Below are 24,597 nucleotides of genomic sequence, written 5' to 3'. Positions count from 1 at the left end.
ACCTGTCGCCAATCGTCATTCCGGATAAGGGAGGCAAAGCCGAGCGCCGATCCGGAAACCAGACATCTTTCGCGCCGGAGGCGCGGCACCTTCGGTAGCAACGATGTTTGGGTTCGCTGTGCTCACGCTGACTTCTGGATTTCAGATCAGCGTTCGGCTTCGCCTTACTTGTCTGGAATGACGTAAAGAAAATGTCACCGGCTGCGATCGCCGCCCGTTGACGGGACAAGCTCCCTCACTCCGCCGCCGCAACAGTCTCCTTCAGAACCTTGCCGTACAGTTTTCTGAGCAGCGCCAGCTTCGGGTCGATATAGGTCTTGCAGAACGGCCGGTCGGGGCCCTTGGCGTAGTAGTTCCGGAAACGCTCGTCGGAGGCCTTGAAGCCGGCAAGCGTGAGAACGCATGTCACCAAAGGTTCCTCGAATTGCGCCTGAAGCGCGCGCAGCGTACGGCCGGCCTTGACGCCGGTTCCCGCGTCGTAGACATAGATCGCCGAACGGTACTTGCCGCGCATCTTGTGGCGCGAGGTGCTGGAATGCGTGCGCAGATGGATCTCGATCAGGCTCTCCAGCGGCAGGACGACCGGATCGAAGGTCACGATGACGGCTTCCGACCAGTGATCCTCCGGCGGATCGGAGCGGATGAAGCCCTGCTCCACGCTCGAGACGCCTTCAAGCGCCTGAAAGACCGCTTCGGTGCACCAATGGCAGCCGCCGCCCAGCCCGATTTTCAATTCCGCCTCCACTGACATGTCTTGTCTTTCCAGTCTGCCAAAGAATGTATTTTCCGGAAAACGCCTTGGCGGAGATTCCCCCAGAGCAGTTTCACATGAATTTCAGATGCGGCCCCTTGGCGTTGCGTCCGTCGCAATTTAGGATCGCATCATCCTTCCGCCAATGGAGCCCTCCATGCCGCATCATCACGATCACGAGCATTCCGAGTTATCGGAGATCGAACTGCGTGTTCGCGCTCTGGAAACCCTCCTGACCGACAAGGGGTACATCGACCCGCCGGCACTCGACGCGCTGATCGAGACCTACGAAACCAAGGTCGGTCCGAAGAATGGGGCGAAGGTGGTGGCCAAAGCCTGGGCCAATCCGGACTACCGCGACCGGCTGATGGCAGACGCGACGGCCGCGATCGCCGAGCTCGGCTTTGTCGGCCGCCAGGGCGAACACATGGTGGCCGTCGAGAACACCGGCACGGCACACAACATGGTCGTGTGCACCTTGTGCTCCTGTTATCCCTGGACCGTGCTCGGCCTGCCTCCCGTCTGGTACAAATCGGCGCCCTACCGGTCCCGTGCCGTGCGCGACCCGCGCGGCGTCCTGGCGGAATTCGGTGTGACGCTTCCGGCGGACAAAGAGATCAAGGTCTGGGATTCGACCGCAGAAGTCCGTTACCTGGTCGTCCCGGAACGGCCCCGGGGAACGGACGGCTGGTCCGAAGAAGACCTGGCCGACCTCGTCACCCGCGACAGCATGATCGGAACGGGACTGGCGCTTGATCCGGCCCAAAAGGAGAGCGCAGCGTGAACGGGGCACAGGATCTTGGCGGCCAGATGGGCTTTGGCCCGCTCGAACTTGAAGACAACGAACCGAACTTTCATGCCAAATGGGAAGAACGCGCCTTTGCGCTCACTCTCGCAATGGGGGCGACCGGGACCTGGAATATCGACAGTTCCCGCTTTGCACGCGAATCCCTGCCACCGCCGGTCTACCTGACGTCGAGCTATTACAAGATCTGGACGCTCGGGCTGGAGAAACTCCTGGTCGACAATAGCCTCGTAAGCGCCGAGGAGCTGGACGCGGGAAAACCGCTTGGGCCGAGCCAGCCGCTCAATCGTGTCCTGAAGGCTGAAAGTGTTGCAGCGACCTTGAAAAAGGGCGGCCCCGCCGACCGTCCGGAAACGCAACCGGCGCGCTACAAGGTGGGCGACAGGGTCCGGACCAGGCGCATGAACCCGGAACACCACACGCGCCTGCCCCGCTACGCCCGCGATGCCGTCGGCACGGTGGAAACGGTGCACGGCGTCCACGTCTTCCCGGACACCAATGCGCGCGGTCTCGGCGAGCAGCCGACCTGGCTTTACGGCATCGTCTTCAAGGGCACGGATATCTGGGGCGCGGACAGCGATCCGACCCTCACCCTCCGCCTCGATCTCTGGGAGCCTTATCTTGACCTTGCATGATGCACTCAAGGCAACGCCTCGCCTTCCGCTTGACGAGGACGACGGACCGGTTTTCGAAGCGCCTTGGCAGGCACGGGTCTTTGCCATGACCTTGCAGGCCCATGAGGCCGGGATGTTCGAGTGGACCGAGTGGGCCGAAACCCTCGGAGCGGAACTTGCCGGGGACGGAGACGGCAGCGGTCAAACGCCCGGTTACTACGATCACTGGCTGAGCGCCTTTGAGAAGATCCTGCATGCGAAGGGCGTTGCGGGTGCCGGGCAACTGGGAGAGCTTCGGCAGGCGTGGGACGAAGCTGCGAAGGCGACCCCGCATGGCGCGCCGATCGAGCTGAAAAGGTGACCAGACCGAGATGAAGCTGAAGGTCCCTCCCCCCCTGGTCCTAATCGTTGCGGTGACGATGACATACGCCGCCGCGTCCTGGTTCCCGGGGCTGACCTTCAAATTCCCCGGACAGTTCGTCCTGGCGGCGATCCTGTTTTTCCTCGGCCTGATACCGGATGCGCTCGCGCTGCTGACCTTCTTTCGCAAGAAGACCACCGTGAACCCTATGACCCCGGACAAGTCGACGACACTGGTGACGGACGGGATCTACCGCATCAGCCGGAACCCGATGTATCTGGGGCTGCTGTTTCTGCTTGTCGCCGCATCGCTCTATTTCAGCAGTTTCCTGTCGATCCTGATCATTCCGGCTTTCATCTGGTACCTGACGGAATTCCAGATCAAGCCCGAAGAGGAAAGCCTGAAACGCGTCTTCGGAGACGCCTACGAAGCCTATATGAAGAAGGTTCGCCGGTGGGTCTGAAGCCGGGATTCAGGTGCCCATGTAGAGCCCGCCGCGTTCCTTGAAGGCATCAGCGGCAAAGCGCAGGAACGCCCTGATCCGCGCAACGTTTTTCAGGTCGGGATGGGTCAGGACCCAGATATCGAGATAGCGGGATGGTTCCATGCCCGGCAGCCGGACCAGATCCGGGTCCGGATCGCCGAGGAAGCACGGCAACCGGCCAATGCCCATGCCCGCCTTCACGGCTGCCAGCAGGGCAATCATGTCGTCGGCGACGAGACTGATGAAGGCGGACGGATAGCGGGCTCTGATTTCCTTCGGAACGCCCTTGCCCCACCACTTGAAAGTCACGCAGGGCAAAGAGACGCTGCCATGTTGCGTTTCCATGACCTGCCGGTGCTTGCGCGCGAAGGAACGGGACATGTAGTAGCAGCGGTTCTGACCTGTCGCCAGGCGGCCGAAAAGCGTTTCTCCCGGATTGTCCGTCACTCTCACCGCAATATCCGCTTCGCGCCGATGCAGGCTGAGTTTTTCGTTGGCCGCGATCATCTGCAGTTCGATACGCGGATGCCGCTCTGCGAATTGCTGCATGATTTCCGCCAGCTGCACCTGAAACAAGAGCTGCGCGGCCGTCACGCGCAGCGGGCCTTCAAGTTCGGTATCCTGCGCGGTGATGCGCGTGTCCAGCGCCAGCACTTCGGCTTCCATCCGTCTGGCTGTGGCCACGGCTTCCTCCCCGGCCGCCGTCGGCACGAAGCCCTCGGGCAAGCGCTCGAACAGCCGTGTCGCCATTCGGTCCTCAAGGGCGGACAAACGCCGCGACACCGTGGAATGGGTAACGCCGAGCCCCTTTGCCGCCTTGGTCACGTTGCCCGCGCTGGCGATGGCCAGCACGAATTTCAAGTCATCCCAGTTGTCCATGAGGTATCGATCACTTTCATACGGCAAGATTCAAACGATTTTTTCATGGCGGTGCATTTTTGCACAGCCCTGTTTGAAAATTGATGAATTTTTCGCGGCTTCATTCCGGGATAGCGTCGGCGTCACTTCAACAGGGAGACCTCAGATGACCGTACAAGCCCTTGCCATGATCACCGTGACCGACCGGGAGACCCTCGGGGCCTACCGTGAAAAGGCCGCCGATGCCCTTGCAAAGCACGGTGGCAGTGTCGTGGCCGCAGACCCGGAGGTCACGGTTCTTGAAGCCGCCGGAGACGCGCCGAACATCGCCGCACTGCTGTCCTTTCCGAGCGTTGAAGCCGCAAAGGCCTGGCGCGAAGATCCGTCCCTTGCCGACATCCATGCCCTTCGCAACAAGGGCGGCAAGTCGACGATCGTGGTTCTGCCGGGGTAACCGTGCGACAGTGATGCGCTCGCGCTGATGTCCGGAATCCGGATCGGCGTTCTCTGGTGCACCATTCGTCCGGAAGCACTCAATGGCGCGGCCTTGACTTGTCGCGCCAGCCAGCAACATCCCTCTAATGTTATCCCCTGCTCGACCGGGGATCCAATCCTCGTTTGACCACTCGGATGCGCCAAGGACCGGAACCTGGGAGACGTCTCGTTCGCACGACGACCGTTCTGGATATGAGTGGATCCAGGATCTCCGCTGTGCTGCGTCCGGGATGACGCACCATTAGAGCATTTCCCGGTGTTTGAACCGCTCCCTCATCGTGAGGAGGACCGGATGGTCCGTCTCGAAGGATGGCGGCGAGGCACGAACCCTTCGCCCATCCTTCTAGGTTCTGCTGCGCTCCGCGCCTCAGGATGAGGGGGGAACGCGGCGCGGTTGGCTGGCGGCTAAGCCGCCGGTTTCACCAGCCGCATGCGCCAGGAGACGCCTTTCTTGTCGGAGACGAGGCGGTAGTCGTCGAGGACTTCCCATTTTGCCGGATCGTCAGTTGCTGCCCACAGGTTGTTGATCAGCCTGTTGGCTCCTGATTCCGGCCGCTTCGGCGAATACATTGACAGCGCGATGACGCCGTCCTTTTTCAGGAACGGCACGTAGCGGCTGACGACGGCAGCCGGATCGTCGGCGAAGTGGAGCACTTCGTTGAAGACGATCGCGGAGAAGGATTCGCCCGCCTGCGGCTCGAAGGAATGCATGTCGCCGGCCCTGAGAGACGCGATCGAGGGATCGACATTGGCGATCTCCAGCGATGCCGGGGAGAGGTCCATGCCGACATAGCGCTTGATGCCCATCGGCTGGAGGCGTTCGTAAAGGAGCCCCTCGCCGCAGCCGATGTCCAGAACCTCGTCCATGGATCCGGTCAGGGACAGCCACATACCGATGATGCCATAGCGGCCGCTTTCCGGAAGCGAGCGCAGAAAGGCCCAGCGCCCGGCTTCGTATTCCTCGTCCCAGCCCTCGGCGGTGGTGGCGTTTTTCGACATGACGGCTTCCTGACAGCAAAGGCGGGCCGCTACGGCCCGCCGGAGAGTTTCAAAATTCAAAGCATCACTTATAGGGATCTGCCGCGTCGCGCAAACCATCGCCAAGGAAATTGAACGCAAGAACCACGATAATGATCGGGATGACCGGCGCCATCAGCCACGGGTAGACGGTGACCACGGATATGTTCTGCGCCTCGTTCAGGAGAACGCCCCAGGAGATTGCCGGCCGGCGCAGTCCGAGGTTCAGGAAGGACAGCGCCGTTTCCCCCAGGATCATGGCCGGGATCGACAGGGTGGCGGAGGCAATGATGTGACTGGTGAATCCGGGCAGCAGATGCCGCGTGATCACGCGTTTCGGCTTGGCTCCCATGAGCACCGCCGCCTTGGCGTACTCCTCCTCGCGCAGAGACAGAAGCTTGGACCGCACCGCACGTGCAAGCCCGGGCCAGTCAAGCAATCCGAGAATGATGGTCAGCCCGAAATAGATCCAGATCGGGCCCCAGGTAACGGGGAGAGCCGCCGACAGGGCCATCCAGAGCGGGAGTTCGGGGAGCGAACGGATGATCTCGATCATGCGCTGGATCATGCTGTCCAGAATGCCGCCGAAATAGCCCGCGATCCCACCGAAGAAAAGACCGAGCACGATAGAGATCGTGACGCCGACAAGACCGACCGTGAGTGACAGCCGAGCGCCGTAGACAAGACCGGAAAACTGGTCACGTCCGAGACGGTCGGTGCCGATCAGGAACAGCGTGCCGCCTTCCGCAGGGCAGAACAGGTGGAAATCCGCGTCAAAGAGCCCCCAGAATTCGTAGGACGCGCCACGACAGAAAAAACGGATGCGCTGAACATCCTCGGTGTTCTCGGTGAACACCCATTGCAGCGTCTCCATGTCGATCTCGGAGGTCATTCCGTAGACGAACGGGCCGACGAAGGAGCCCTCGTGGAACAAGTGCACCGACTGGGGCGGCGCGAACAGGTGCTGGCTGTCGCGGGAATTCGGGCCGTAGGGCGCGATCACTTCGGCGAAGGGCACGCAGAGGTAAAACAGGATAAGCACGACGCCGGACCAGACGGCGATCTTGTGGCGCTTGAACTTCCACCACATGATCTGCCACTGGGAGGCTTGGTAGAAGCGCTCCTGCTCTGCCGTCATTTCCTCCGTGACAGCCGGATTGAACGGCGTCGGATCGACGTAATGCTCGACGTTGCGGGGCGGCGTCCCGTCTCTTGCGTCCATGGTCACGACGATGCCCTCCCGCCAAGCCGAATGCGCGGATCAAGCACCGCGAGCAGGAGGTCGGATATCAGCATCCCGATCAGGGTCAGGACCGCCACGAACAGAAGGATGAACCCGGACAGGAACTGGTCCTGCGACTGCAGCGCCGACAGCAGGATCGGCCCGACGGTCGGCAGGCTCATGACGACGGAAACGATGACGGAACCGGAAACCATGGAAGGGATCAGGTTGCCGATGTCGGCAATGAACGGGTTGATCGCCATGCGCAGGGGATACTTGACCAGAAGCTGGTTTTCCTTGAGCCCCTTCGCGCGGCCTGTCGTAACATATTGCTTGTGCAGTTCGTCCAGGAGGTTCGCTCGCAATCGCCTGATCATGGCAGCGGTGCCGGAGGTTCCGATCACGATGGTCGGCACGATCAGGTGGGCGAGCACCGACATGGCCTTGTCGAAGCTCCAGGGCTGGTCGATGTACTCGGGCGCCATCAGCCCCCCGACCGACAGGCCGAACCACTGATTGAACAGGTAAAGCAGGATCAGCGCGAGCAGGAAGTTGGGTGTCGCCAGGCCGATATAGCCCAGAAACGTGAAACCGTAGTCGGCCCAGGAATATTGCCGCGTCGCCGAAAAGATGCCGATCGGAAACGAGACCACGTAGACGAAGAGAATGGTCGCAAAATTGAGCACGATCGTCAGCGGCAGCGTCGGCCCGACGACCTGTTCAACCGGTTTGTCGAATTCGAATGACCAGCCCCAGTTCCCCTGGATCAGGCCGTCAAATCCATGCGGCCCGGGCCACAGACCGATCCAGATGAGGTATCGCTCGAAGAACGGCCTGTCGAGCGAGAACTCCTTGCGCAGGAATTCCAGCTTGGCGACCGAGGACTGCTCGCCGGAGGATTTCAACGCGGCGATCTGATTGGAGATGTAGTCGCCGGCAGGAAGTTCGATGATGAAGAACGTCAGAAGACTGATCACCAACAAGGTCGGGACCATCATGAAAACCCGGCGAATAATGTAATAGAGCACCTATACTCCCCTCACCCCGACGCGACCGCCGCAGCGCCGCCACTTAAACCTCACGCGCATGGCGGCGACTTCCGTCCTGCAGTCCGGGACTTATCCGGCACATCCCCGGCAGCCCGTCCCTTCAAATCCCATTCCAGTTGCGTCCGCAACGCAACGAACCGGAAAACCGGTTCGCGTTTCTCGCAAGCTCAGCATGTCTTCCCGCGCAATGGCAAGTCAACACGTGCGGAAGACCATGCGCGCGGCAATCCGATTTGTGCCCTGATGGAGCCGTTTTCGGTTTGCCGCGCGTTCTTGCCAAGGATGCCGGTCAGCCTATTCACTCAGAAAGAACTCATCCATCCGGTGAATGCCGAAATGCGCGCCGGGGTCCCAGCCGTAGATGCCTTCCAGCGGGACATTCTTGACATCCTTGATGACGACCGGCTGGCGAACGCCGGACACCAGGCCGATATGGATGGTCTCTTCGGCGTGGATCTGAAGGATCTCGTCCCAGATCTTCGTGCGCTCTTCCGGCGTCTTGGACACGAGCCACGCCCGGTAGAGTTCCATCAACCGCTCGGCGGGTGCCCAATCCGGTTTCTCGCCGCCCTCACCGCGGGTTTCATAGTGGTCGCCCCAGGAGTGCCAGGACAGTTCGTCGCCGCGCACGGGGACGTAGTCCGACGGCGGCATCTCGGATGTTGGGATGCCGTTTTCAAAGCCCCACCAGACGGACATCAGCAGATCGCCTGAGATGGCGCGCTCGCGCATGTTGTCCCGCTGGCTCGGCTTGGCAAACAGCTTGACGCCGATCTCAGCCCACATTTCCGTCACCAGTTCGAGGGCATCTTCCTGGACCTGGGCCTCTCCGGCGGTCTCGACGATGATCTCAAGCGGGCGACCGTCCGGGAGCAATCTTATACCCTTGTCGTTGCGCTCGGTCAGGCCGATTTCGTCCAGAAGCGCGTTTGCCTTGTCCGGATCGTATTCCGCCCACTTGCTCGTGAGTTCCGGCTTGTAGAGCGGGCTGGCCGCGAGGACGGTGTCATTGCCCGGCGTGCCGAGGCCGAAAAACAGCACGCGATTGAGCAGGTTGCGGTCAATCCCCAGCGACAGGGCATGACGGAAACGCGAGTCGCGCAGAAGCTTGCGCCATACCGGATCCTTGACCGTCAGGTTCGGCTTGATCGCGATCTCCGATCCCTTGCTGTTGGACCAGAGCGCCGTCTTGTAGTCGTTCTGCTTTTCCCCCTTCTTCAGGACCGTGATGTCGGAGAAACTCAGGTTCCGCGCCTGAAGATTGCTTTCACCGGCCTGCGCCTTTGCCGGGATCAGCTTGCCGTCGGCCACCGTCATGATGACCTCGTCGATATAGGGCAGCTGCTGGCCGGTGCTGTCGACACGGTGATAGTAGGGATTGCGTTCCAGGATGAAGCGCAGATCGCTGTCGTCGCGCTTGCGCACCCAGGGCTGCAATGTCGGCAGGTCGACATTGCGTGCGTTGTACATGTCGTCCTTCTTGTTGTGCAGCGGCGCCCAGCTGCGCGCCTTCACCTTCTCCGCTTCCTTGGCGATGAAATCAGGATCGCCGTACTTTTCGTGGAATTGCCGCAGATAGTGGGACGGCCGGTAGATAAAGGGCGGCCGGGACTTCGCCAGTTCCGGCAGGAACAGCGGATTGGGCTCTTCCCATGTGAAGCGCACGGTCGTGTCGTCGATCACCTCGAACTTCGGCCCCTTGCCGTTGACCAGAAGAAACGGCGGCAGGCCGGACGGGGTCAGGTTCTCGTCGCTGACGATATCCTCGAAGTAATACCGGATGTCTTCGGCGTCGAAGGGGTCGCCGTCGGACCACTTGTGGCCTTCGCGGGTGTGCAGCGTGAAGATCCTGCCGTCTTCGACGTCGACGGCCGCGAGGATGTCCGGAACCAGTTCGAGCTTGTCGTTGTAGCCGACCAGGCGCGCATATCCCCACACGTTGATCAGGCGCACGTCCTTGGCGCGGCCGATCAGCGTGTCCAGAGACCCGCCGTGCTTGCCGACCTCGCGGCCCTTGGCTTTCAGGTCGACGATGAGCGGTTCGGAAGGAATGCGCTCGGCGATCGGCGGAAGCGAAGCGTCGAGACCAGGCGTCTCCTTCAGTTCCAGCGCCGCCAGCGGCGTCGCGGCCAAGGCTGCACCTAACAGCAACCCTGCCCTTTTCAGATGTAACAATTTCATGCTGCAGTCCCCTCAAGTGCCCCGGGATTCTTCAGTCCGGGTGCGCAAACAAAATGATCTGGCTCCATTTCCACCAGCAACGGCACAGTGCCGTCGGATATCCGGAACGGTTCCGGCCACAAATGCGGCTCGCTTGCCCTGTTGGCGTCGAGCGCGGCGAAATCCAAGGGTGTCGACAGATCCGGCTCCGGCACGGCCGACAGAAGCGCCTTCGTGTACGGATGGAGCGGGTTGCCGACGACGGTGCGCGTTTCCCCCATCTCCACGAGGCGGCCACGGCACATGACCGCTATGCGGTCGGCGACGTAATCAACGACGGCCAGGTTATGGCTGACGAACAGATAGGTCAGATTGAGATCCCGTTTCAGATCCTGAAGCAGGTTCAGGATCTGCGCCTGTACCGAGACATCGAGCGCCGATGTCGGTTCATCGCACAGGATGAACTCCGGGTTGAGCGCAAGGGCGCGCGCGATGCCGATGCGCTGGCGTTGCCCACCGGAGAAGGAATGCGGATAGCGGCGCAGGAATCTCGGGTCGAGACCAACCAGGCTCATCAGGTTGCGGACCCGTTCCGAGCGCTCCTGCTGCGTCCCGATCCCGTGCACTTCAAATGGCTCCAGCAACGTATCGTTGATGGTCATGCGCGGATTGAGCGAGGAGAACGGGTCCTGGAAGATGAGCTGAACCCGGCGGCGGTAATCCATGAGGTCCGCGCCCTTGAGATTGGCGACGTCTTCCAGTCCCTTGCCACGATTGTAGAGAACCTCGCCACCCTCGATGCTGAGAGCGCGCAATATGGCTTTCGCGGCGGTGGTCTTGCCGGAGCCGGACTCGCCCACGAGGCCAAGGCATTCGCCCCGGCGGATCGTCAGGCTGATGTTGTCGAGCGCGGTCATGGTCCTGATTTTGGCACTCAGGAGCGACCCTTTGCGCAACGAAAACTGCTTGGTGACATTGCGCATCTCGACCAGAGGCTCACCCGGTGCGACATCGCAATGCGGCCGGTTGCTGGTCAGGTCTTCGGCCTTCAGCTCGATCGGGCGAATGGGGACGAGGCGCTCGTCCTTGTCCATGTGGAAACTCGGAACGGCGTTCAGAAGCGCCTTCAGATAGTCGTGCTGCGGATTTGAGAAGAGCTGCTCGGCCGTGCCCTTTTCCATGATCCGGCCATGGTAGATGACAGCGATTTCGTCGGCCATGTTCGCGACGACGCCGAAATCGTGCGTGATCATCAGGACGGACATGCGCAGTTCGGACTGCACTTCTCGAATGAGTTTCAGGATTTCGGCCTGGATCGTCACGTCCAGCGCCGTGGTCGGCTCGTCGGCGATCAGAAGAGCCGGATGGCAAATCATCGCCATGGCAATCATGGCGCGCTGACGAAGACCGCCCGACAATTCGAAGGGATAGGTATCCAGGGCACGCTCGGGGTCGGGAAACTGCACAAGGCGCAGCATTTCCGAGGTCAGCTCCCGTGCCTCCGCGCCCGAGACATTTCTGTGCAGGAGGGCAGCCTCGCCGATCTGATCCCCGATCGTGTGCAAGGGGGACAGGGACGTCATCGGTTCCTGGAAGATGATCGCGACCCTGTTGCCGCGCAGATGCCGCATTTCCGGACCTTTGCGTTCAAGCCCGGCAATGTCCACCGGCGGCTCCGCACCGGTCGGGTCGGCAAGGATCACCTTGCCGGAAGAGATCGACGCTGCCTGGGGCAGCAGACCCATGATCGTCTGTGAAATTACCGTCTTTCCGGAGCCGGATTCGCCAACAAGCGCGACCGTTCGGTTTTCGGGGACGACAAAGGAAACGTCGTCAACTGCCCGAACACGGCCTTCCGCCGTATCAAAATCAACCGTCAGTCCCTCGATCGAGAGAACATTCACCGCGCGTTTCCTCCCCGGCAAGGATTGTCTGCGAGAGCCTTAATAAGCCTTTTTTGCAATAGAAAGACAACCAAATTCGCCGTTGATTAGCAATGCAGAAATGCAGCGAAATGCGCTGCGATATTCATCACTTTGATCAGAATCCTGTCTTTTTTTCAGAATCTTGCGTGCAAGTGCTGAATGAAAAGGTGATTTGGCGCGGTTATTCGGCTGCCGAAACGGGAAGCTTTCGGGTCGCCGGCGTATCCGCGACCGTCTCCGGATAGGGATCGATCCAGTAGACCTCCATCAACCCGCTGCGCCCGCGCAGATGATGGGCGCCGACGGGACGCTTGTTGTGTTCCCGTGGCAGCCTGGAGACCGTGTCGGCGCTGGCCAGGATCGTCAGTTCAGGTTCACCGTCGACTTCCTTGCCGAGCGTTTGAAGGCGTTCCGCCGCATTCACCGTGTCCCCCACGACCGTATAGTTCCAGCGGTCCAGCGCGCCGACATTGCCGACAACGGCGCGTCCCGTGTGAATGCCGATCCTCGTATTGATCACCGGCCGTCCCTCGGATCTGGACCGCAAATTGGACTCTTTCAGCGCACACGCGATGCGCCGCGCGGTCCTGACGGCCGCCTCGGCATGGTCGGGCCGTTCATCCGGAGCGCCCCAGAAGGCAAGCATGCCGTCGCCAAGGAACTTGTCCACCGTTCCGCCTTCCGATTCAACGGCTTCCACCAGGATGGCGAAGTGATCATTCAGCAGGCGGGCCGTTTCTTCGGCACTCAGGTGCTCTGACAGGGCCGTGAAGCCGACAATGTCGGTGAACAGGATGGTCAGTTCCGCTTCCCGAGCCTGTGCCGCCTCGCCGCCGCCCAGCCGCATCAGCTTGATGAAAAGAGACCGCGGCACGTAGGTGTTCATCGCCTTCAGCCCCTCGACCATGGAATTGAATGCGAGAGCGACCTGATCGATTTCCGCGACCCTGCTGCGCGGCATCGGTTCCACCTCGTTCAGCGAGAGGCTGCCGACCCGTTCTGACTGGACCGCGAGATTGCGCAGTGGCCTTGCGACCCTGCGGCCGAGCCAGAACGCGATCAGAACCGAAATCACCAGCGCCCCGAAACCGACGAACATCGACCCGGCCAGCCGGCGGACTTCCCGCGACACGGTTGCGCTCTGATAGTACTGGCCGATTGTCCAGGGCTGATCGCTGAAGCCGTCCAGCGATGCCTTCATCATGATGTATTCTTCGTCTTCCGCCTCGACGAACGACACGTCAATGCCGAGATCGGCGGCCTTCTGAAACTCTTCTATCGGCTGTTCGCTCGCCATCGCGGCAAGCACGGGATCACCGATCTTCTGCCAGGCCTCGGGGAGCTTATTCTTGATCGCGCCGCCGGTCTGCAGGCTTCCGGCATCCGAATGCATGATGACACGGCCGGATCCGTCGAGGATGAACACGGTGTTGTCCTGGCCCTCATCCTGCGCCCTGACGATATGCGACAGGTCTTCCATCGAACTGGCCGCCGTCAGCGTGCCGATTAACTCACCTTCCCTTACGAGCGGTACGGACACATTTGCAAAAAGCCCGACCTCGTGTTCGACGAGCGGGCCCCAGGTCGGCGGGCTCTCCGGTTCCAGCATCGGCAGGCTGGCCGGGGTCATCCCCGGCGTCGGCACGTCGGTCTCGATACGCCACAGTTTTCCGGAGGGCGCGCGGTAGATGCCGAGGCGTTTTCCGTCCGGCGCTGTAACGGCGAGCGTGGTTATGTCGCTGTTGGACTTCAGCGCAATCGACAGATCCTCAAGCGTGCGCTCGGGATCGTCGATCCGCAAAGTGCCGTCATCAAAGTAAGGTTTGAGGCCGACAACCGCGTTTTCGACGGAGGTGAAATGCGTGCGCAACTGCGATTCCAGCGCATCCGTACTCAGGATCGTCTTGTCGTTCAAAAGGGAAAAGGTGTTGCTGAAATTCGCGCTGACCGAAAGTCCGAGCACCAGTCCGATGGCCAAAGCCACAAACGCGCCGAAGCCCATACCGACAATCGAAGTCAGCGGGAGCTTCATCCGTCGTTCCTGGCGCTTGCCCTTGGCCATCCGGCGCAAATCCTCTCGTTGCTTTCAGCAGCTTACCTGCCAGACTGTTTGCGTCAAATTAAGGCTGAGACAGAATAAAGGCGCGGTTTCGCCAATCCTGCGTTACCCGGATTGGCCGGTGAGCTGCCGCAATGCGAGTTCTTGAAGCAACAGGATCGTTTTCCCGTCGCTGATGTCACCGCTGCGGATCATCGCCAGCGCCTCTTGCAGCGGGACGTGCAGCACCTCGATGTCCTCGCCCTCGCTTTCCTCACCACCGCCGTCCGATACCTTGTCGTTGAGGTGGTAGGTGCCCCTGTAAAACGAGAGATATTCGGTCACCGAACCCGGGCTCATATGCACGTCGAAGAGGTGTTCGAGTGCAGACACCTCGTATCCCGTCTCCTCGACGAGTTCGGACCGCATGCGTTCCTCGGGGTTGGCCCCTTCCAGCAGACCAGCAGGCGTTTCGATCAGGAACGGGTCCTTACCGTTCAGCAGCACGGGCAGCCGGAACTGGCGCGTCAGCAGAACGCAGTCCGTCTCCGGATTGTGCAGCAGGCAGGTCACGCCGTTGCCGCGATCGTAGGCCTCACGGACCTGTTCCTGCCAGGACCCGTCGCTGCGCCGGTAGTCGAACCTGTAGCGGGTCAGCTTGCCCCAGTTGTCGGACAGGAGCGTTTGATCGATGAAGCGCAGGTAGTCGGTGTCGTTCGGCAAGGAGACGTCCTCGAATTGACGTGTTCAGGTTTTGGTGGTGCTGTCGGCTGCAAGCCCGATTTCGTTCAATATCTCAAGCGTGTGTTCGCCCAGTGACGGCGCAGCGCGGTCCAGCACAAGGGTGCCGTTCCTGAAAGCGATCGGCGTGCGCACGGACGGAACGCTGCCCCCGGCAACGCCATCGGCGGGCAAGTCGACCTTCAGGTTCCGGTGCGCGACCTGCCGGTCGCCGAAAACATCCGCGACGGAGTTGATGGGTCCAGCCGGCACGCCCTCCATTTCCAGCGCGGCCAGCAGGTCGTCCCTGGCACGGACAGAGGTCTCCGCACTGATCAGCGGCACGAGTTCGGTTCTTGCGGCGACCCGCGCGGCATTGGTCGCGAATTTCGGTTGTCCGGCGAGTTCCGGCAATCCCAGCACTCCGCACAGCCTCTTGAACTGGCCGTCATTGCCGACTGCAATGATCAGGTGACCGTCCTTTGCCGGAAAGACCTGGTAGGGCACGATGTTCGGATGGGCATTGCCAAGCCGTTTCGGAGCCTTTCCGGAGACGAAGTAGTTGAGCGCCTGGTTCGCCAGAACAGCCACCTGCGCGTCGAGCAGCGCCATGTCGACCCACTCGCCCTCGCCCGTGCGGTCACGCCTGCGCAGCGCGGCAAGTATTCCGATGACACCGTAGAGCCCGGTGAAAATATCGGCGAACGCGACACCGATTTTCTGCGGCGCACCCTCAGGCTCGCCGGTCAGGTCCATGATCCCGCCCATGCCCTGGATCATGAAGTCATATCCGGCCCGGTGCGCATACGGGCCGTCCTGACCAAACCCCGTGATGGAGCAATAGATCAGCTTCGGATTGACCTCTTTCAGGCTGTCAAAATCAAGCCCGTATTTCTTCAGGCCACCGACCTTGAAATTCTCGATGAGGATATCGGCGCCGGCGACGAGGCGGCGGACCGTTTCCTGGCCTTCCGGGGTCCTGAAATCAGCCACGATCGAGCGTTTGCCGCGGTTGCAGGCGTGAAAATACGCCGCATCGCGCTCGGCTCCGCCGGCCTCCTTCACGAACGGCGGCCCCCATCCCCGCGTGTCGTCGCCCTGCGGGCTCTCCACCTTGACGACATCCGCCCCGAGATCGGCGAGCGTCTGTCCTGTCCAGGGTCCTGCCAGGATCCTGGCGAGTTCGACAACTTTGATGCCTTCCAGCGGCGCTGACATTCTTCGAAATCCCGGGGTTATGGCAAGGTCTCAGGCTTCTGCCGTCTTGCGGTAGATATGGTACCGGCCCGGATGAATCCCGTCCGGCTTCTCCAGTATTTCAAAATTGGAGAGGTTCAGCTGCAGCGCGGTCAGGATATAACCACCGACCGCCATGCGCTGATCGATCAATGGCTCCAGCCAATTCACGATTGCCAGATCATTGGTCGGATCCGCTGACCCGATGTCGATATGGGCAAAGGATGCCTTCGCGCCAACGCGCGGCCCGCAAAATGCGAGTGTGTCGCGGATGTCGCCCAGGATCATGTGATCGGCATCCGGTGCGCAGCTCGGGTGACAATTCATCGCAAAATCAAAGACGAAGATCTCCTTGTCCGGATAGATTTCGCGTAGATGATCATAGGTGCGGCCGTTGCCAAGCCCCAGTTCAAGGACCGGCCCTTCGACCGCATTGACCTTGTCAACGAGATGTTCCAGCAAGATCTTCTGCGATGTCATGCGGCGAATAAAGCTGTCCAGACGACTCATAAAACGTATCCCTGTCACTCATGAGGCCTCTCACATAGTCAAACGGGAGCCTGAGGTCAAAAGCCATGCCCGCGATTGCCGCACAATCGCGCGCCCTGCCGCCCTGAAACAGCACTTTGCCATCATCCGGGATCATGGTAACGCGTTAGCCGAAGGGTCGAGAGGCAACTCCGGGTCCGGGAAAAAACACAACAACAAGCGCAGGAGACCTGAATGCGTTCCGAAACGGCGCCGGCAATACGGCTGGAAGACTATCAACCGCCTGCCTATCGCATCGACACGGTTCACCTGACCATACGGCTCCACCCGAGCGAAACCGAAGTCGTGTCGGTTGTCTCCGTCGCGCCTCAGGAGGGAACAGGGGCAGGAACACCGCTCCTTTTGGATGGCGACGAACTGACCCTCAGCGCCGTAGCGCTGAACGGCAGGGTGCTGGCGGAGAGCGCCTACTTCGTCTCGTCCGACAGGCTGGAAATCCTTGCCCCGCCTGCCGAACCTTTCGAACTCACGATCACGACCCTCATCAATCCGGATGCAAACACGAAACTAATGGGTCTCTACAGATCTTCCGGCACCTATTGCACGCAGTGCGAGGCCGAGGGGTTCCGGCGGATCACCTACTTCCTGGACCGCCCGGATGTGCTGGCGGTCTATACGACCCGCATCGAGGCCTCCAGGCAGGACTGTCCGGTCCTGCTTGCGAACGGCAACCCGGTGGAAGCGGGCGAGATTGCAGACACGGACCGTCATTTCAGCACCTGGCACGATCCGCATCCGAAGCCCGCCTATCTGTTCGCGCTTGTTGCAGGCGATCTTGCCCGCGTTCCGGACAGCTTCCGGACGATGTCGGGCAAGCATGTCGACCTGAACATCTTCGTTGAACACGGAAACGAGGCCCTGTGCGGCTGGGCGATGGACTCGCTCAAGCGCTCCATGACATGGGACGAAGAGACTTTCGGCCTGGAATACGATCTTGATGTCTTCAACATCGTCGCCGTTTCCGACTTCAACATGGGCGCGATGGAGAACAAGGGCCTGAACGTCTTCAACGACAAATATGTGCTCGCCGACCCTGAAACGGCGACCGACCAGGACTACGCGAATATCGAGGCCGTGATCGCCCATGAGTATTTTCACAACTGGACCGGCAACAGGATCACCTGCCGCGACTGGTTCCAGCTCTGCCTCAAGGAAGGGCTGACGGTCTTCCGGGACCAGGAATTCACCTCCGACATGCGCTCCCGCCCGGTCAAGCGGATCGCGGATGTGCGGCTTTTGAAGTCTCACCAGTTCCCGGAGGATGCAGGACCGCTCGCACATCCGGTGAGGCCCCGCGTCTATCACGAAATCAATAACTTCTATACGGCGACCGTTTACGAAAAAGGTGCCGAAGTCGTCAGAATGCTGAAAACGGTTCTCGGTCCGGCGAACTTCAGGAAGGGACTGGATCTCTATTTTGAACGGCATGACGGAGACGCCACGACCATCGAGGCATTCCTGGCCTGTTTCGAGGACGCAACCGGCACCGACCTTGGCCAGTTTGCGCTCTGGTACGAACAGGCCGGAACTCCGGTCCTGTCCGTCAAGACAGAGCATGACCCGGTGCGCGGGACCTTTTCCGTCGATCTCGCGCAGGAGATCCCGCCGGTCCCGGGCCAGAGAAAGAGCAAACCGGTTCTGATGCCGCTGCGTTTCGGCCTGGTCGATGAAAATGGACAGGATATGGAGCCGGGTGCCGTAGACGGCATCGAAATTGCCGGTGACGTCATGCTTCTGGAACAGGCCAGACAGAAGGTCACGTTTTCCGGCATTCCGTCAAAACCGGCGCTATCCCTCCTCCGCGGCTTTTCGGCACCGGTGCGGCTCGATCAGAACCAGAGCGAGCAGGACCTGCAGCATCTTGCGGCCCATGACGGCGACCCCTTCAATCGCTGGCAGGCCGTCCAGACGCTCGCGATGCGTGAACTGCTCAGACTGACGCACCTGTCGCGCAGCGACGAAGCGCTGACACCATCGCGCAGCGTGATCGATGTCTTCGGGAAGGTTTTGCGGGACAGGGAGCTAGATCCCGCGCTGAAGGCGCTTGCGCTCACCCTGCCGAGCGAGGCCGACATCGCACAGGAAATCGGCAAGGACGTCGATCCTGACGCCATTCACGATGCACGCCAGACATTTCGCAGGGAGATCGCCGCCAGCCATTCTTCCGCGCTTCGGGACGCTTTGACGAATTCCATGCCGTCCGGCCCCTACTCGCCCGATGCGGAACCGGCCGGCATGCGCGCGCTGGGCAACCGGGCGCTTCACTATTTCGCTGTTTCGGATGCCGAAAATGCTACAGAAATCGTCTGGGACCGGTTCCGCAGCGCCGACAACATGACCGACCGCATCGCGTGCCTGACACTCATCGTTCATGATGCCATGCCGCAAAAAGACGAAGCGCTGAACGCCTATCGCCTGCGCCACGAAAACAATTCCCTGGCCATGGACAAATGGTTCATGGTGCAGGCGACCGCGCCAGGATCCGGAACCCTCGAACATGTGCGCGCCCTGAGGTCGGATCCCCTGTTCGACGAAACCAATCCCAACAGGGTGCGCGCTCTGCTGCAGTCGTTCGCGACGGGCAATCCGACGCAATTCGCCCGAATGGACGGCGCCGGGTTCGAATTCATCGTCGCAGCAGTTCTGGAGCTGGACAAACGCAATCCGCAAGTCGCATCGCGGCTGTTGACCAGCTTCCGTTCGTGGAGGGCGTTGGAGTCACAACGTTGTGCACTGGCGGAGTCTGCGCTGTTGAAGATTTCATCATGCGAAGAACTATCGAGAGACAGCCGGGATATCATCGACAGGACACTGCAATAGTGCGCAATACTGGAAAAGGTTAACAAGAACGCCCTGACTCTGTGGGGACGTTAACCATTTTCTTCTTGGTTGGGACTGGACAAAAACCGCATATTTGATTCAAATGGAAGTGATTCGGAGCGAGCTCCGATGCTGCGGTTTTTGAGGCACACTTTCCATGGCGCGAGCACTGACTGGCGACGCTTCCACGCGTGGCCACGAAAAGGATTCGAACGCTGAAAAGAGTTCAGGCGAAACGCGCCCGCAACTCAAGTCAGCCCTGGCAGCCTTGCGGAACGTGATCGTCACGTCCGATACGATCATACGCCGCATCATCCCCGGCCTCGCCATCGTCTTCATTCTCGTCCTTGCCCTTTTCCGCGCCGGCGAACTCGTGACGAGCCACACGGAAACCGAGAAATCCGCACAGACCACCCTCAGCCTGATGGCTTCCGTCGTGGCGACCCGCCTGAATGCCGTCGAGGACACGCTTCCGGCGAACGGGTTCCGGACCACGCTGAAGCGCGCGCTCGCCGACAGCCTTCCGGCCGGCGCCACCGGGAAGTCGCGGGTTTTTCTGGTTGCCGACAAGCGGGGAACGATTGCCGCTACGGCCCCGGCGCACCCTGCCCTTGAAGGCAAGCCGATAACCAACCTGCTCAGCCCCTCCCAGCCGCTTACCGTTTTCGGCGCACGCGCGGGCGTCCTGACCGTGCCGGTCAACCTGGCAAGCGACGGCACAAGCGAGACCTTCCTGGCGACCGTGCACCATCTCGACGGCAATCTCGGCATGATTGCCGTGCTGCAGCCGGAAAGCGCCGTCTTTGCCAGCTGGAGAGACGATCTGTCAGCGAATGTCACCCTGTTTGTCGGGACATCCCTCGTCCTGCTTGCGGTCATCTACGGTTTTTTCAGCCAGGCGACACGCGCGGAAACCGCCGACGAGATGTATGCGGCCACACGCGGGCGGATCGATACCGCGCTCACGCACGGCCGTTGCGGCCTGTTCGACTGGGACCTCTCGCGCGGACGGATGTTCTGGTCGTCTTCGCTTTATGAACTGCTGGGGCGCGAGCCAAAGGACGACATCCTGAGCTTTGCCGATGTCGCGGACATCACCCACCCGGACGATATCGACCTGCTAGGCCTAGCCGAGCATCTGCTAGAAACCGGCGAAACGCTGGTGGACGAAACCTTCAGGATGCGCCATGCGGACGGCAGCTGGATCTGGTTGCGGGCACGCGGTGAAATCCAGTCCGAGCCCGGACGCGCCGAACCTCACCTGATCGGGATCTGCATCGACATCACGGAACAGCATCGCCTCGCCGAACAGAGCCGCATGGCGGATCTGCGCCTTCGCGACGCGATCGAGACCATATCGGAAGCCTTCGTGCTGTGGAATGCAAAGAACGAACTGGTGATCTGCAACTCGAACTACCAGTCTCTGCACAGCCTGCCGAGCTACGTGATCAAGGCCGGCACGCCCTACGGAGACGTGATGGCCGCGGCCTCGAACGCGGAAGTCGCGCCGCAGCCGGTCACGGTGAACCAGCGCGGCGGCGCTCCGGAGGGCTCTTACGAGGCCCAGCTCGAGGACGGCCGCTGGCTGCAGATCTCGGAACGGCGCACCAAGGACGGCGGTTTCGTCTCCGTCGGCACGGACATCACGGCGCTGAAGAAACACGAAGAAAAACTGATGGAGTCCGAGAAGCGGCTGAAGGCGACCGTCTCGGACCTTCAGAAGTCCCGCCAGACACTTGAATTCCAGGCGCGGCAGCTTGTCGAGATGGCCGACAAGTACCAGGAAGAAAAGACCCGTGCCGAAGCGGCCAACCAGGCGAAGTCGGAATTTCTCGCAAACATCTCGCATGAACTCAGAACACCGCTCAACGCGATCATCGGCTTTTCCGACATCATGACACAGGAAATGTTCGGGCCTATCGGCACGGAGCGCTATTCCGACTATTGCAAGGACATCTATTCCTCCGGCACGTATCTTCTCAACGTGATCAACGACATTCTCGACATGTCGAAGATCGAAGCCGGGCGGATGTCGATCGACACCGAAGTCGTCTGCGCCTCCTCCGCCGCCGAAGACGCCAGCCGGATCGTTACCGGAGCCGCGACCGAAAAGAACATATCGGTCAGTACCGATGTCGGCGAAGACCTGATGGTTCATGCCGACAAGCGGGCGCTGAAACAGATCCTGCTGAACCTGCTCGCGAACGCCGTCAAATTCACGTCGGACAGCGGCGTGGTCACGCTCAAGGCAGAGCCGCGCGGCGACAAGCTCAAGTTCGAGGTCAAGGATACGGGGATTGGCATTTCGGAACGCGATATCGAACGGCTTGCCCAGCCCTTCGTTCAGGTCGAGAACCAGTTCACGAAAACACACCAGGGTTCCGGTCTCGGGCTCGCCATCGCCCGCTCGCTTGTCGAGCTGCATGGCGGGAAGCTCACGATTCATTCCGAGGTGAAAAAAGGTACGACGGTCAGCTTTACCCTGCCGCTGGCCGAAGAAGAAACCGGCGCCTAGAGTTCTCATTTCCCCCAAGCGCGGGAGGCGGTCACACCACCGCCCCTTGCACAGACGCTTTGAGTCCCAATCAGTGGGCTCAGATCCTGTTGCCTCTCACCCAGTTCAGAAGCCGCATCTTGTCGACCAGGCCACCACCGGTCCGGTTCATCTTGCTGGCGTATCCTGTCAGGCTTGCCTGAGCCGCCATGCCCGGATACGTGCAAACGAACGTGGTCATGTTCGTGCCCCGGGTTTTTTCCATTTGGTACCCGAACAATTCCAGGCCCACGAGCTCGCGGCCGGTTACAAAATATCTGTTGTGGTTCGCGTCCCAGAAATCTGCGGCGGAGTTGATGTCGGTTTCCAGGACGAACCGTTTTTGCGCATGAACCGCGCCGAGCACCCAGCAATCATTGATCATGATCGACCAGTCCTTCAGCTTCTGGACATTGATTGCGCCGCCCGGTGACAGGTTGTACTGGTGCCGGGCGTCCAGACCGAATACCCAATAAAGCCGCTGTGTCTGAGCCAGGCGGCCCATGAACATGTCGCCGCCCTGGTTGAACGATTTTTGATAGACGCGCCACGCAATGTTCGATGATAGCCGGGCCAGGGTCGCGTTCGCACCGACTTGCAGACCTGCATAGATCGCCCTTTGACGGGCGTCTTGCATAAATTGCAGTTCACCAAGGTTGTAGTTGGCCCTGGCGGTGCGCATCAGATCATGTTCGAATTGAAGTCTTGAATACATGTGCCTTGCCTCTTTCCCAGTGTTTCGCGGAGGTGCGGTTGCACACCAAAACATGGCAATTGAAGCCGTCCCTTCCGTGTGACACGCGGCACAGCGAAAGCGACCAATCGGCATTTCGTGGATTTCGTGGATTTCGTGGATTTCGAGAGTGCACGGCCAGTCGGACGAAGACACCAGAAGTTTCTCGACGAACCGCTTAAGTCAGATTGCAGATATGGTTTAAGTGGCGGTGGCGACCTGTTGCTTCAAGCGGCAAGCGGCGGCTTGAACTTGGTTTTTGCGGTCACGCCAGCAGGGACGATTGACGGGTCCGGCTTTCGACCGCTTGCGGATCGGGCTGCATGGCCGGAAGTATCTGAATCATTGCGAGATCAAAAAGGGCGCCACCGTCAGTTGCACGCTTCCGCTTGCGGAACACGATACCAACTGAGCGGCGGCACCCCTCGTATTCTTGCTTGAGTCAATTTGCTGGCAGCGGCGGATGAGGAGGCGGAAGTGCGCTCAGGATCGGGTCTCCCTGCGTTTCCGGTTGTTCCGCATTCAGACCGGCGAGCCGGAAAACCTCTTCGACTCGCCTTTCGAACTCCATTTTCTGCGCCATCTGTCGGACGGCATTTACCTGTTTCCTCTGCTCGCCTTCGATGTCCAGCTGCATTCCGTGTCTCGGGTTGGCGTTCTGAAATCTGCTCAGATTGACACCTGCCCTGCGGCAGTCCTGGTCCATGTTCTCCGGAAACTGCGTGCGTTCAAGCGCGATGAAGATGAGGGTCGCCCGATAAAATCCAAAACTCTGCCCGTCGGTGTGACCTGCCTCGAACCTGTCGCTGGTCGGGCGCACCGGATGCATGTCCGGAGGTTCGGCACCATGTCCGATTCCCAGTCCGTCAGACGCCACCATTTTCGGCAATTGTGAACCAAAGTGCCCCACTTTCTTTTTCTGATACTTGCGGACGATCTTCACGACCTCTTCCCGCGTTTCCCGGGTGTCACAGTAAATCACGACAGTGTCGGTCTTTTTCGAACCTGGCGCGGCGACCTTCGCGCTGTACAAGCCAGGCAGATGCCAGATCTTCTTCAGGATCGCACTGAATGCCCTATCACGTGTTTCTTCTTTCAGGTTGAGATAAACACGTTCCCTGCACGCGACCTTGTTCGGGGTCATGAAGTGGATGAATGCCCCGACCCAGTCCGTCCACTCCGGAAAATCGTTCAGGTTGGCCATCTCGGTCCAGCCGTTGGTCTGACAAAGGTACCTGGCGCCGTGGAGCTTGTTATGAAGCTTTCTGCTCAGCGTTTCAGAGAAGCTCTCCATCGTCCTCCTGGAGGGACGATTGCGGGCGGTCGCGCCGCAGATGTACCCATAGATTTCACTCACCGCGCGGTTGTTCCGCGACAGATGCGTGTGTCCTTTCGGCCGACCGGTGGCCAGGGCCTTGCGCATCAGATCCGCACGTTTCAGCCAAGCCCAGTCAGCTACGATTTTCAAGTCCCGATGAAGTGCCATTTGATCGCTCCATGTTCAGTTCGTGACCTGAAGATGGAGGACAAGGCACAGCTTTCCCTGTGACGCGCGTTACAACGCAAGCATGCCGCTTCTAATTTTTGGATTCAGACGAGCCGTCTTAGTTTCTGGAATTACTGAAGTTTTCGCATCTTGGCGTGTTGTCGCTCCGGCCTGACACCGGGCATCGTCACCCTTGCAGGACAGCCACCGCTGTCCGGTTTAACCCGTAGTTCATCTAGAGCATTTTCCGACCAATTTGGTTCATTTGATGAGGATATCCGGTTCATTCGGCCAGGCGGGTCACGAAGCTCGATGCGGTGCATCGTGCAAGTGGCACAACGCAGCCGAGGGGCCGGATATCCTCACCGGTTGTGGAACGCATTCAAGCGACACACATCAAGATTGGCCGGGCCCTTTTTCGCTCTGGCAACGTTGGTCCACCCTTGTGGTGGGAAACACCGCAGCGGGCGAACCGCCTCGCCAGCGCGAAAAAGGGCCTCGGTCAAATGATCCAAACTGGTCGGAAAATACTCTAGTTAGGCGGTCCTCAGTCAATGAACTTGTCATTCCGGCTGAAGCGCAGCGGAAGGCCGGAAACCAGTAGCCACTTGTCTCTCCTTCTTCCTTGAACCTCTTGTCACAGGGAATACTGGATCCCGATCTTGCCGCGTATGCGGCAAACCGGGACGACAAGCCGAGGAAAAATATCGTGTCCTGATTTGGCGGCAGACGGCATTATTT

The 24,597-nt window shown here is 60.3% G+C and carries 20 protein-coding genes; 7 read left to right on the top strand and 13 right to left on the bottom strand.

Features of this window, described 5'->3' with window-relative positions:
* Positions 1 to 235: 235 nt before the first annotated feature.
* Complete coding sequence (locus tag ACO07N_RS17615) at positions 236 to 751, bottom strand: peptide-methionine (S)-S-oxide reductase (RefSeq protein WP_421982272.1); 516 nt, start codon at positions 749 to 751, stop codon at positions 236 to 238.
* 157 nt (positions 752 to 908) lie between these two features.
* Between ACO07N_RS17615 and nthA the strand changes: the two genes are divergently transcribed.
* Genes nthA through ACO07N_RS17595 form a run of 4 tightly spaced genes read left to right on the top strand, consistent with a single transcriptional unit; the run spans position 909 to position 2,994 of the window.
* On the top strand, positions 909 to 1,535 hold the full coding sequence (gene nthA / locus ACO07N_RS17610) for a nitrile hydratase subunit alpha (protein ID WP_421982271.1): 627 nt from the start codon (positions 909 to 911) through the stop codon (positions 1,533 to 1,535).
* Positions 1,532 to 2,191 carry a nitrile hydratase subunit beta gene (gene nthB / locus ACO07N_RS17605; RefSeq protein ID WP_421982270.1) on the top strand — a complete coding sequence of 220 codons (660 nt, stop codon included), beginning with the start codon at positions 1,532 to 1,534 and terminating at the stop codon, positions 2,189 to 2,191. Before nthA ends, nthB begins: the two co-directional genes overlap by 4 nt.
* Positions 2,178 to 2,531 (top strand): nitrile hydratase accessory protein, encoded by a 354-nt coding sequence (locus tag ACO07N_RS17600; RefSeq protein WP_421982269.1) that lies wholly within the window; start codon positions 2,178 to 2,180, stop codon positions 2,529 to 2,531. The genes nthB and ACO07N_RS17600 overlap by 14 nt, the downstream gene beginning before the upstream one ends.
* 10 nt (positions 2,532 to 2,541) lie before the next feature.
* Entirely contained in the window at positions 2,542 to 2,994 is a 453-nt protein-coding gene (locus ACO07N_RS17595) for a methyltransferase family protein (RefSeq protein WP_421982268.1), read from the top strand.
* A gap of 9 nt (positions 2,995 to 3,003) precedes the next feature.
* Here the strand turns inward: ACO07N_RS17595 and ACO07N_RS17590 are convergent, their stop codons facing one another.
* The gene (locus ACO07N_RS17590; protein WP_421982267.1) at positions 3,004 to 3,894 is read right to left on the bottom strand and encodes a LysR family transcriptional regulator; all 891 of its coding nucleotides are present in this window, start codon (positions 3,892 to 3,894) and stop codon (positions 3,004 to 3,006) included.
* 145 nt (positions 3,895 to 4,039) lie between these two features.
* Between ACO07N_RS17590 and ACO07N_RS17585 the strand changes: the two genes are divergently transcribed.
* Complete coding sequence (locus ACO07N_RS17585; RefSeq protein WP_421982266.1) at positions 4,040 to 4,327, top strand: DUF1330 domain-containing protein; 288 nt, start codon at positions 4,040 to 4,042, stop codon at positions 4,325 to 4,327.
* A 446-nt stretch (positions 4,328 to 4,773) separates the two neighbouring features.
* Here the strand turns inward: ACO07N_RS17585 and ACO07N_RS17580 are convergent, their stop codons facing one another.
* The 9 genes from ACO07N_RS17580 to ACO07N_RS17540 form a co-directional block, all read right to left on the bottom strand.
* Positions 4,774 to 5,367 carry a class I SAM-dependent methyltransferase gene (locus ACO07N_RS17580; RefSeq protein WP_421982265.1) on the bottom strand — a complete coding sequence of 198 codons (594 nt, stop codon included), beginning with the start codon at positions 5,365 to 5,367 and terminating at the stop codon, positions 4,774 to 4,776.
* 64 nt (positions 5,368 to 5,431) lie between these two features.
* On the bottom strand, positions 5,432 to 6,607 hold the full coding sequence (locus ACO07N_RS17575; RefSeq protein WP_421984445.1) for an ABC transporter permease: 1,176 nt from the start codon (positions 6,605 to 6,607) through the stop codon (positions 5,432 to 5,434).
* 2 nt (positions 6,608 to 6,609) lie between these two features.
* Positions 6,610 to 7,635: an ABC transporter permease gene (locus ACO07N_RS17570; protein ID WP_421982264.1), complete on the bottom strand. Its 1,026-nt coding sequence runs from the start codon at positions 7,633 to 7,635 to the stop codon at positions 6,610 to 6,612.
* Between the two features lie 315 nt (positions 7,636 to 7,950).
* Entirely contained in the window at positions 7,951 to 9,837 is a 1,887-nt protein-coding gene (locus ACO07N_RS17565; RefSeq protein ID WP_421982263.1) for an ABC transporter substrate-binding protein, read from the bottom strand.
* Positions 9,834 to 11,720 carry a dipeptide ABC transporter ATP-binding protein gene (locus tag ACO07N_RS17560; RefSeq protein ID WP_421982262.1) on the bottom strand — a complete coding sequence of 629 codons (1,887 nt, stop codon included), beginning with the start codon at positions 11,718 to 11,720 and terminating at the stop codon, positions 9,834 to 9,836. The genes ACO07N_RS17565 and ACO07N_RS17560 overlap by 4 nt, the downstream gene beginning before the upstream one ends.
* Positions 11,721 to 11,922: 202 nt before the next feature.
* Positions 11,923 to 13,773, bottom strand: coding sequence for an adenylate/guanylate cyclase domain-containing protein (locus ACO07N_RS17555; protein WP_421982261.1), 1,851 nt, complete (start codon positions 13,771 to 13,773; stop codon positions 11,923 to 11,925).
* A 132-nt stretch (positions 13,774 to 13,905) separates the two neighbouring features.
* A complete protein-coding gene (locus ACO07N_RS17550) occupies positions 13,906 to 14,502 on the bottom strand; it encodes an NUDIX domain-containing protein (protein WP_421982260.1) in 597 nt (198 codons plus the stop codon).
* A 24-nt stretch (positions 14,503 to 14,526) separates the two neighbouring features.
* Positions 14,527 to 15,717, bottom strand: a complete 1,191-nt coding sequence (locus ACO07N_RS17545; RefSeq protein ID WP_421982259.1) for a CaiB/BaiF CoA transferase family protein — start codon at positions 15,715 to 15,717, stop codon at positions 14,527 to 14,529.
* A gap of 30 nt (positions 15,718 to 15,747) precedes the next feature.
* Positions 15,748 to 16,245, bottom strand: a complete 498-nt coding sequence (locus tag ACO07N_RS17540; RefSeq protein WP_421982258.1) for a class I SAM-dependent methyltransferase — start codon at positions 16,243 to 16,245, stop codon at positions 15,748 to 15,750.
* A gap of 213 nt (positions 16,246 to 16,458) precedes the next feature.
* Between ACO07N_RS17540 and pepN the strand changes: the two genes are divergently transcribed.
* The gene (gene pepN / locus ACO07N_RS17535; RefSeq protein ID WP_421982257.1) at positions 16,459 to 19,104 is read left to right on the top strand and encodes an aminopeptidase N; all 2,646 of its coding nucleotides are present in this window, start codon (positions 16,459 to 16,461) and stop codon (positions 19,102 to 19,104) included.
* Positions 19,105 to 19,261: 157 nt separating this feature from the next.
* The gene (locus tag ACO07N_RS17530; protein WP_421982256.1) at positions 19,262 to 21,619 is read left to right on the top strand and encodes a PAS domain-containing sensor histidine kinase; all 2,358 of its coding nucleotides are present in this window, start codon (positions 19,262 to 19,264) and stop codon (positions 21,617 to 21,619) included.
* 79 nt (positions 21,620 to 21,698) lie between these two features.
* On the opposite strand, the gene ACO07N_RS17525 is transcribed toward ACO07N_RS17530, so the two are convergent.
* Positions 21,699 to 22,352 (bottom strand): hypothetical protein, encoded by a 654-nt coding sequence (locus ACO07N_RS17525; protein WP_421982255.1) that lies wholly within the window; start codon positions 22,350 to 22,352, stop codon positions 21,699 to 21,701.
* A 460-nt stretch (positions 22,353 to 22,812) separates the two neighbouring features.
* Positions 22,813 to 23,856, bottom strand: a complete 1,044-nt coding sequence (locus ACO07N_RS17520) for a T3SS effector HopA1 family protein (RefSeq protein WP_421982254.1) — start codon at positions 23,854 to 23,856, stop codon at positions 22,813 to 22,815.
* Positions 23,857 to 24,597: the final 741 nt, after the last annotated feature.

The sequence above is a fragment of the Roseibium sp. genome, assembly GCF_965229775.1.
Taxonomy (GTDB): Bacteria; Pseudomonadota; Alphaproteobacteria; order Rhizobiales; family Stappiaceae; genus Roseibium.
Note: the sequence above shows the minus strand (reverse complement) of the source record. Positions and strands in the feature narration are given on the sequence as shown.

What these genes read in the sequence shown, in the direction of transcription:
- ACO07N_RS17615 (WP_421982272.1), bottom strand. Translation starts at nt 751, where the DNA reads ATGTCAGTGGAGGCGGAATTGAAAATCGGGCTGGGCGGCGGCTGCCAT.
- nthA (WP_421982271.1), top strand. Translation starts at nt 909, where the DNA reads ATGCCGCATCATCACGATCACGAGCATTCCGAGTTATCGGAGATCGAA.
- ACO07N_RS17595 (WP_421982268.1), top strand. Translation starts at nt 2,542, where the DNA reads ATGAAGCTGAAGGTCCCTCCCCCCCTGGTCCTAATCGTTGCGGTGACG.
- ACO07N_RS17590 (WP_421982267.1), bottom strand. Translation starts at nt 3,894, where the DNA reads ATGGACAACTGGGATGACTTGAAATTCGTGCTGGCCATCGCCAGCGCG.
- ACO07N_RS17585 (WP_421982266.1), top strand. Translation starts at nt 4,040, where the DNA reads ATGACCGTACAAGCCCTTGCCATGATCACCGTGACCGACCGGGAGACC.
- ACO07N_RS17580 (WP_421982265.1), bottom strand. Translation starts at nt 5,367, where the DNA reads ATGTCGAAAAACGCCACCACCGCCGAGGGCTGGGACGAGGAATACGAA.
- ACO07N_RS17575 (WP_421984445.1), bottom strand. Translation starts at nt 6,607, where the DNA reads ATGGACGCAAGAGACGGGACGCCGCCCCGCAACGTCGAGCATTACGTC.
- ACO07N_RS17565 (WP_421982263.1), bottom strand. Translation starts at nt 9,837, where the DNA reads ATGAAATTGTTACATCTGAAAAGGGCAGGGTTGCTGTTAGGTGCAGCC.
- ACO07N_RS17555 (WP_421982261.1), bottom strand. Translation starts at nt 13,773, where the DNA reads ATGAAGCTCCCGCTGACTTCGATTGTCGGTATGGGCTTCGGCGCGTTT.
- ACO07N_RS17545 (WP_421982259.1), bottom strand. Translation starts at nt 15,717, where the DNA reads ATGTCAGCGCCGCTGGAAGGCATCAAAGTTGTCGAACTCGCCAGGATC.
- ACO07N_RS17540 (WP_421982258.1), bottom strand. Translation starts at nt 16,245, where the DNA reads ATGAGTCGTCTGGACAGCTTTATTCGCCGCATGACATCGCAGAAGATC.
- pepN (WP_421982257.1), top strand. Translation starts at nt 16,459, where the DNA reads ATGCGTTCCGAAACGGCGCCGGCAATACGGCTGGAAGACTATCAACCG.
- ACO07N_RS17530 (WP_421982256.1), top strand. Translation starts at nt 19,262, where the DNA reads ATGGCGCGAGCACTGACTGGCGACGCTTCCACGCGTGGCCACGAAAAG.
- ACO07N_RS17525 (WP_421982255.1), bottom strand. Translation starts at nt 22,352, where the DNA reads ATGTATTCAAGACTTCAATTCGAACATGATCTGATGCGCACCGCCAGG.
- ACO07N_RS17520 (WP_421982254.1), bottom strand. Translation starts at nt 23,856, where the DNA reads ATGGCACTTCATCGGGACTTGAAAATCGTAGCTGACTGGGCTTGGCTG.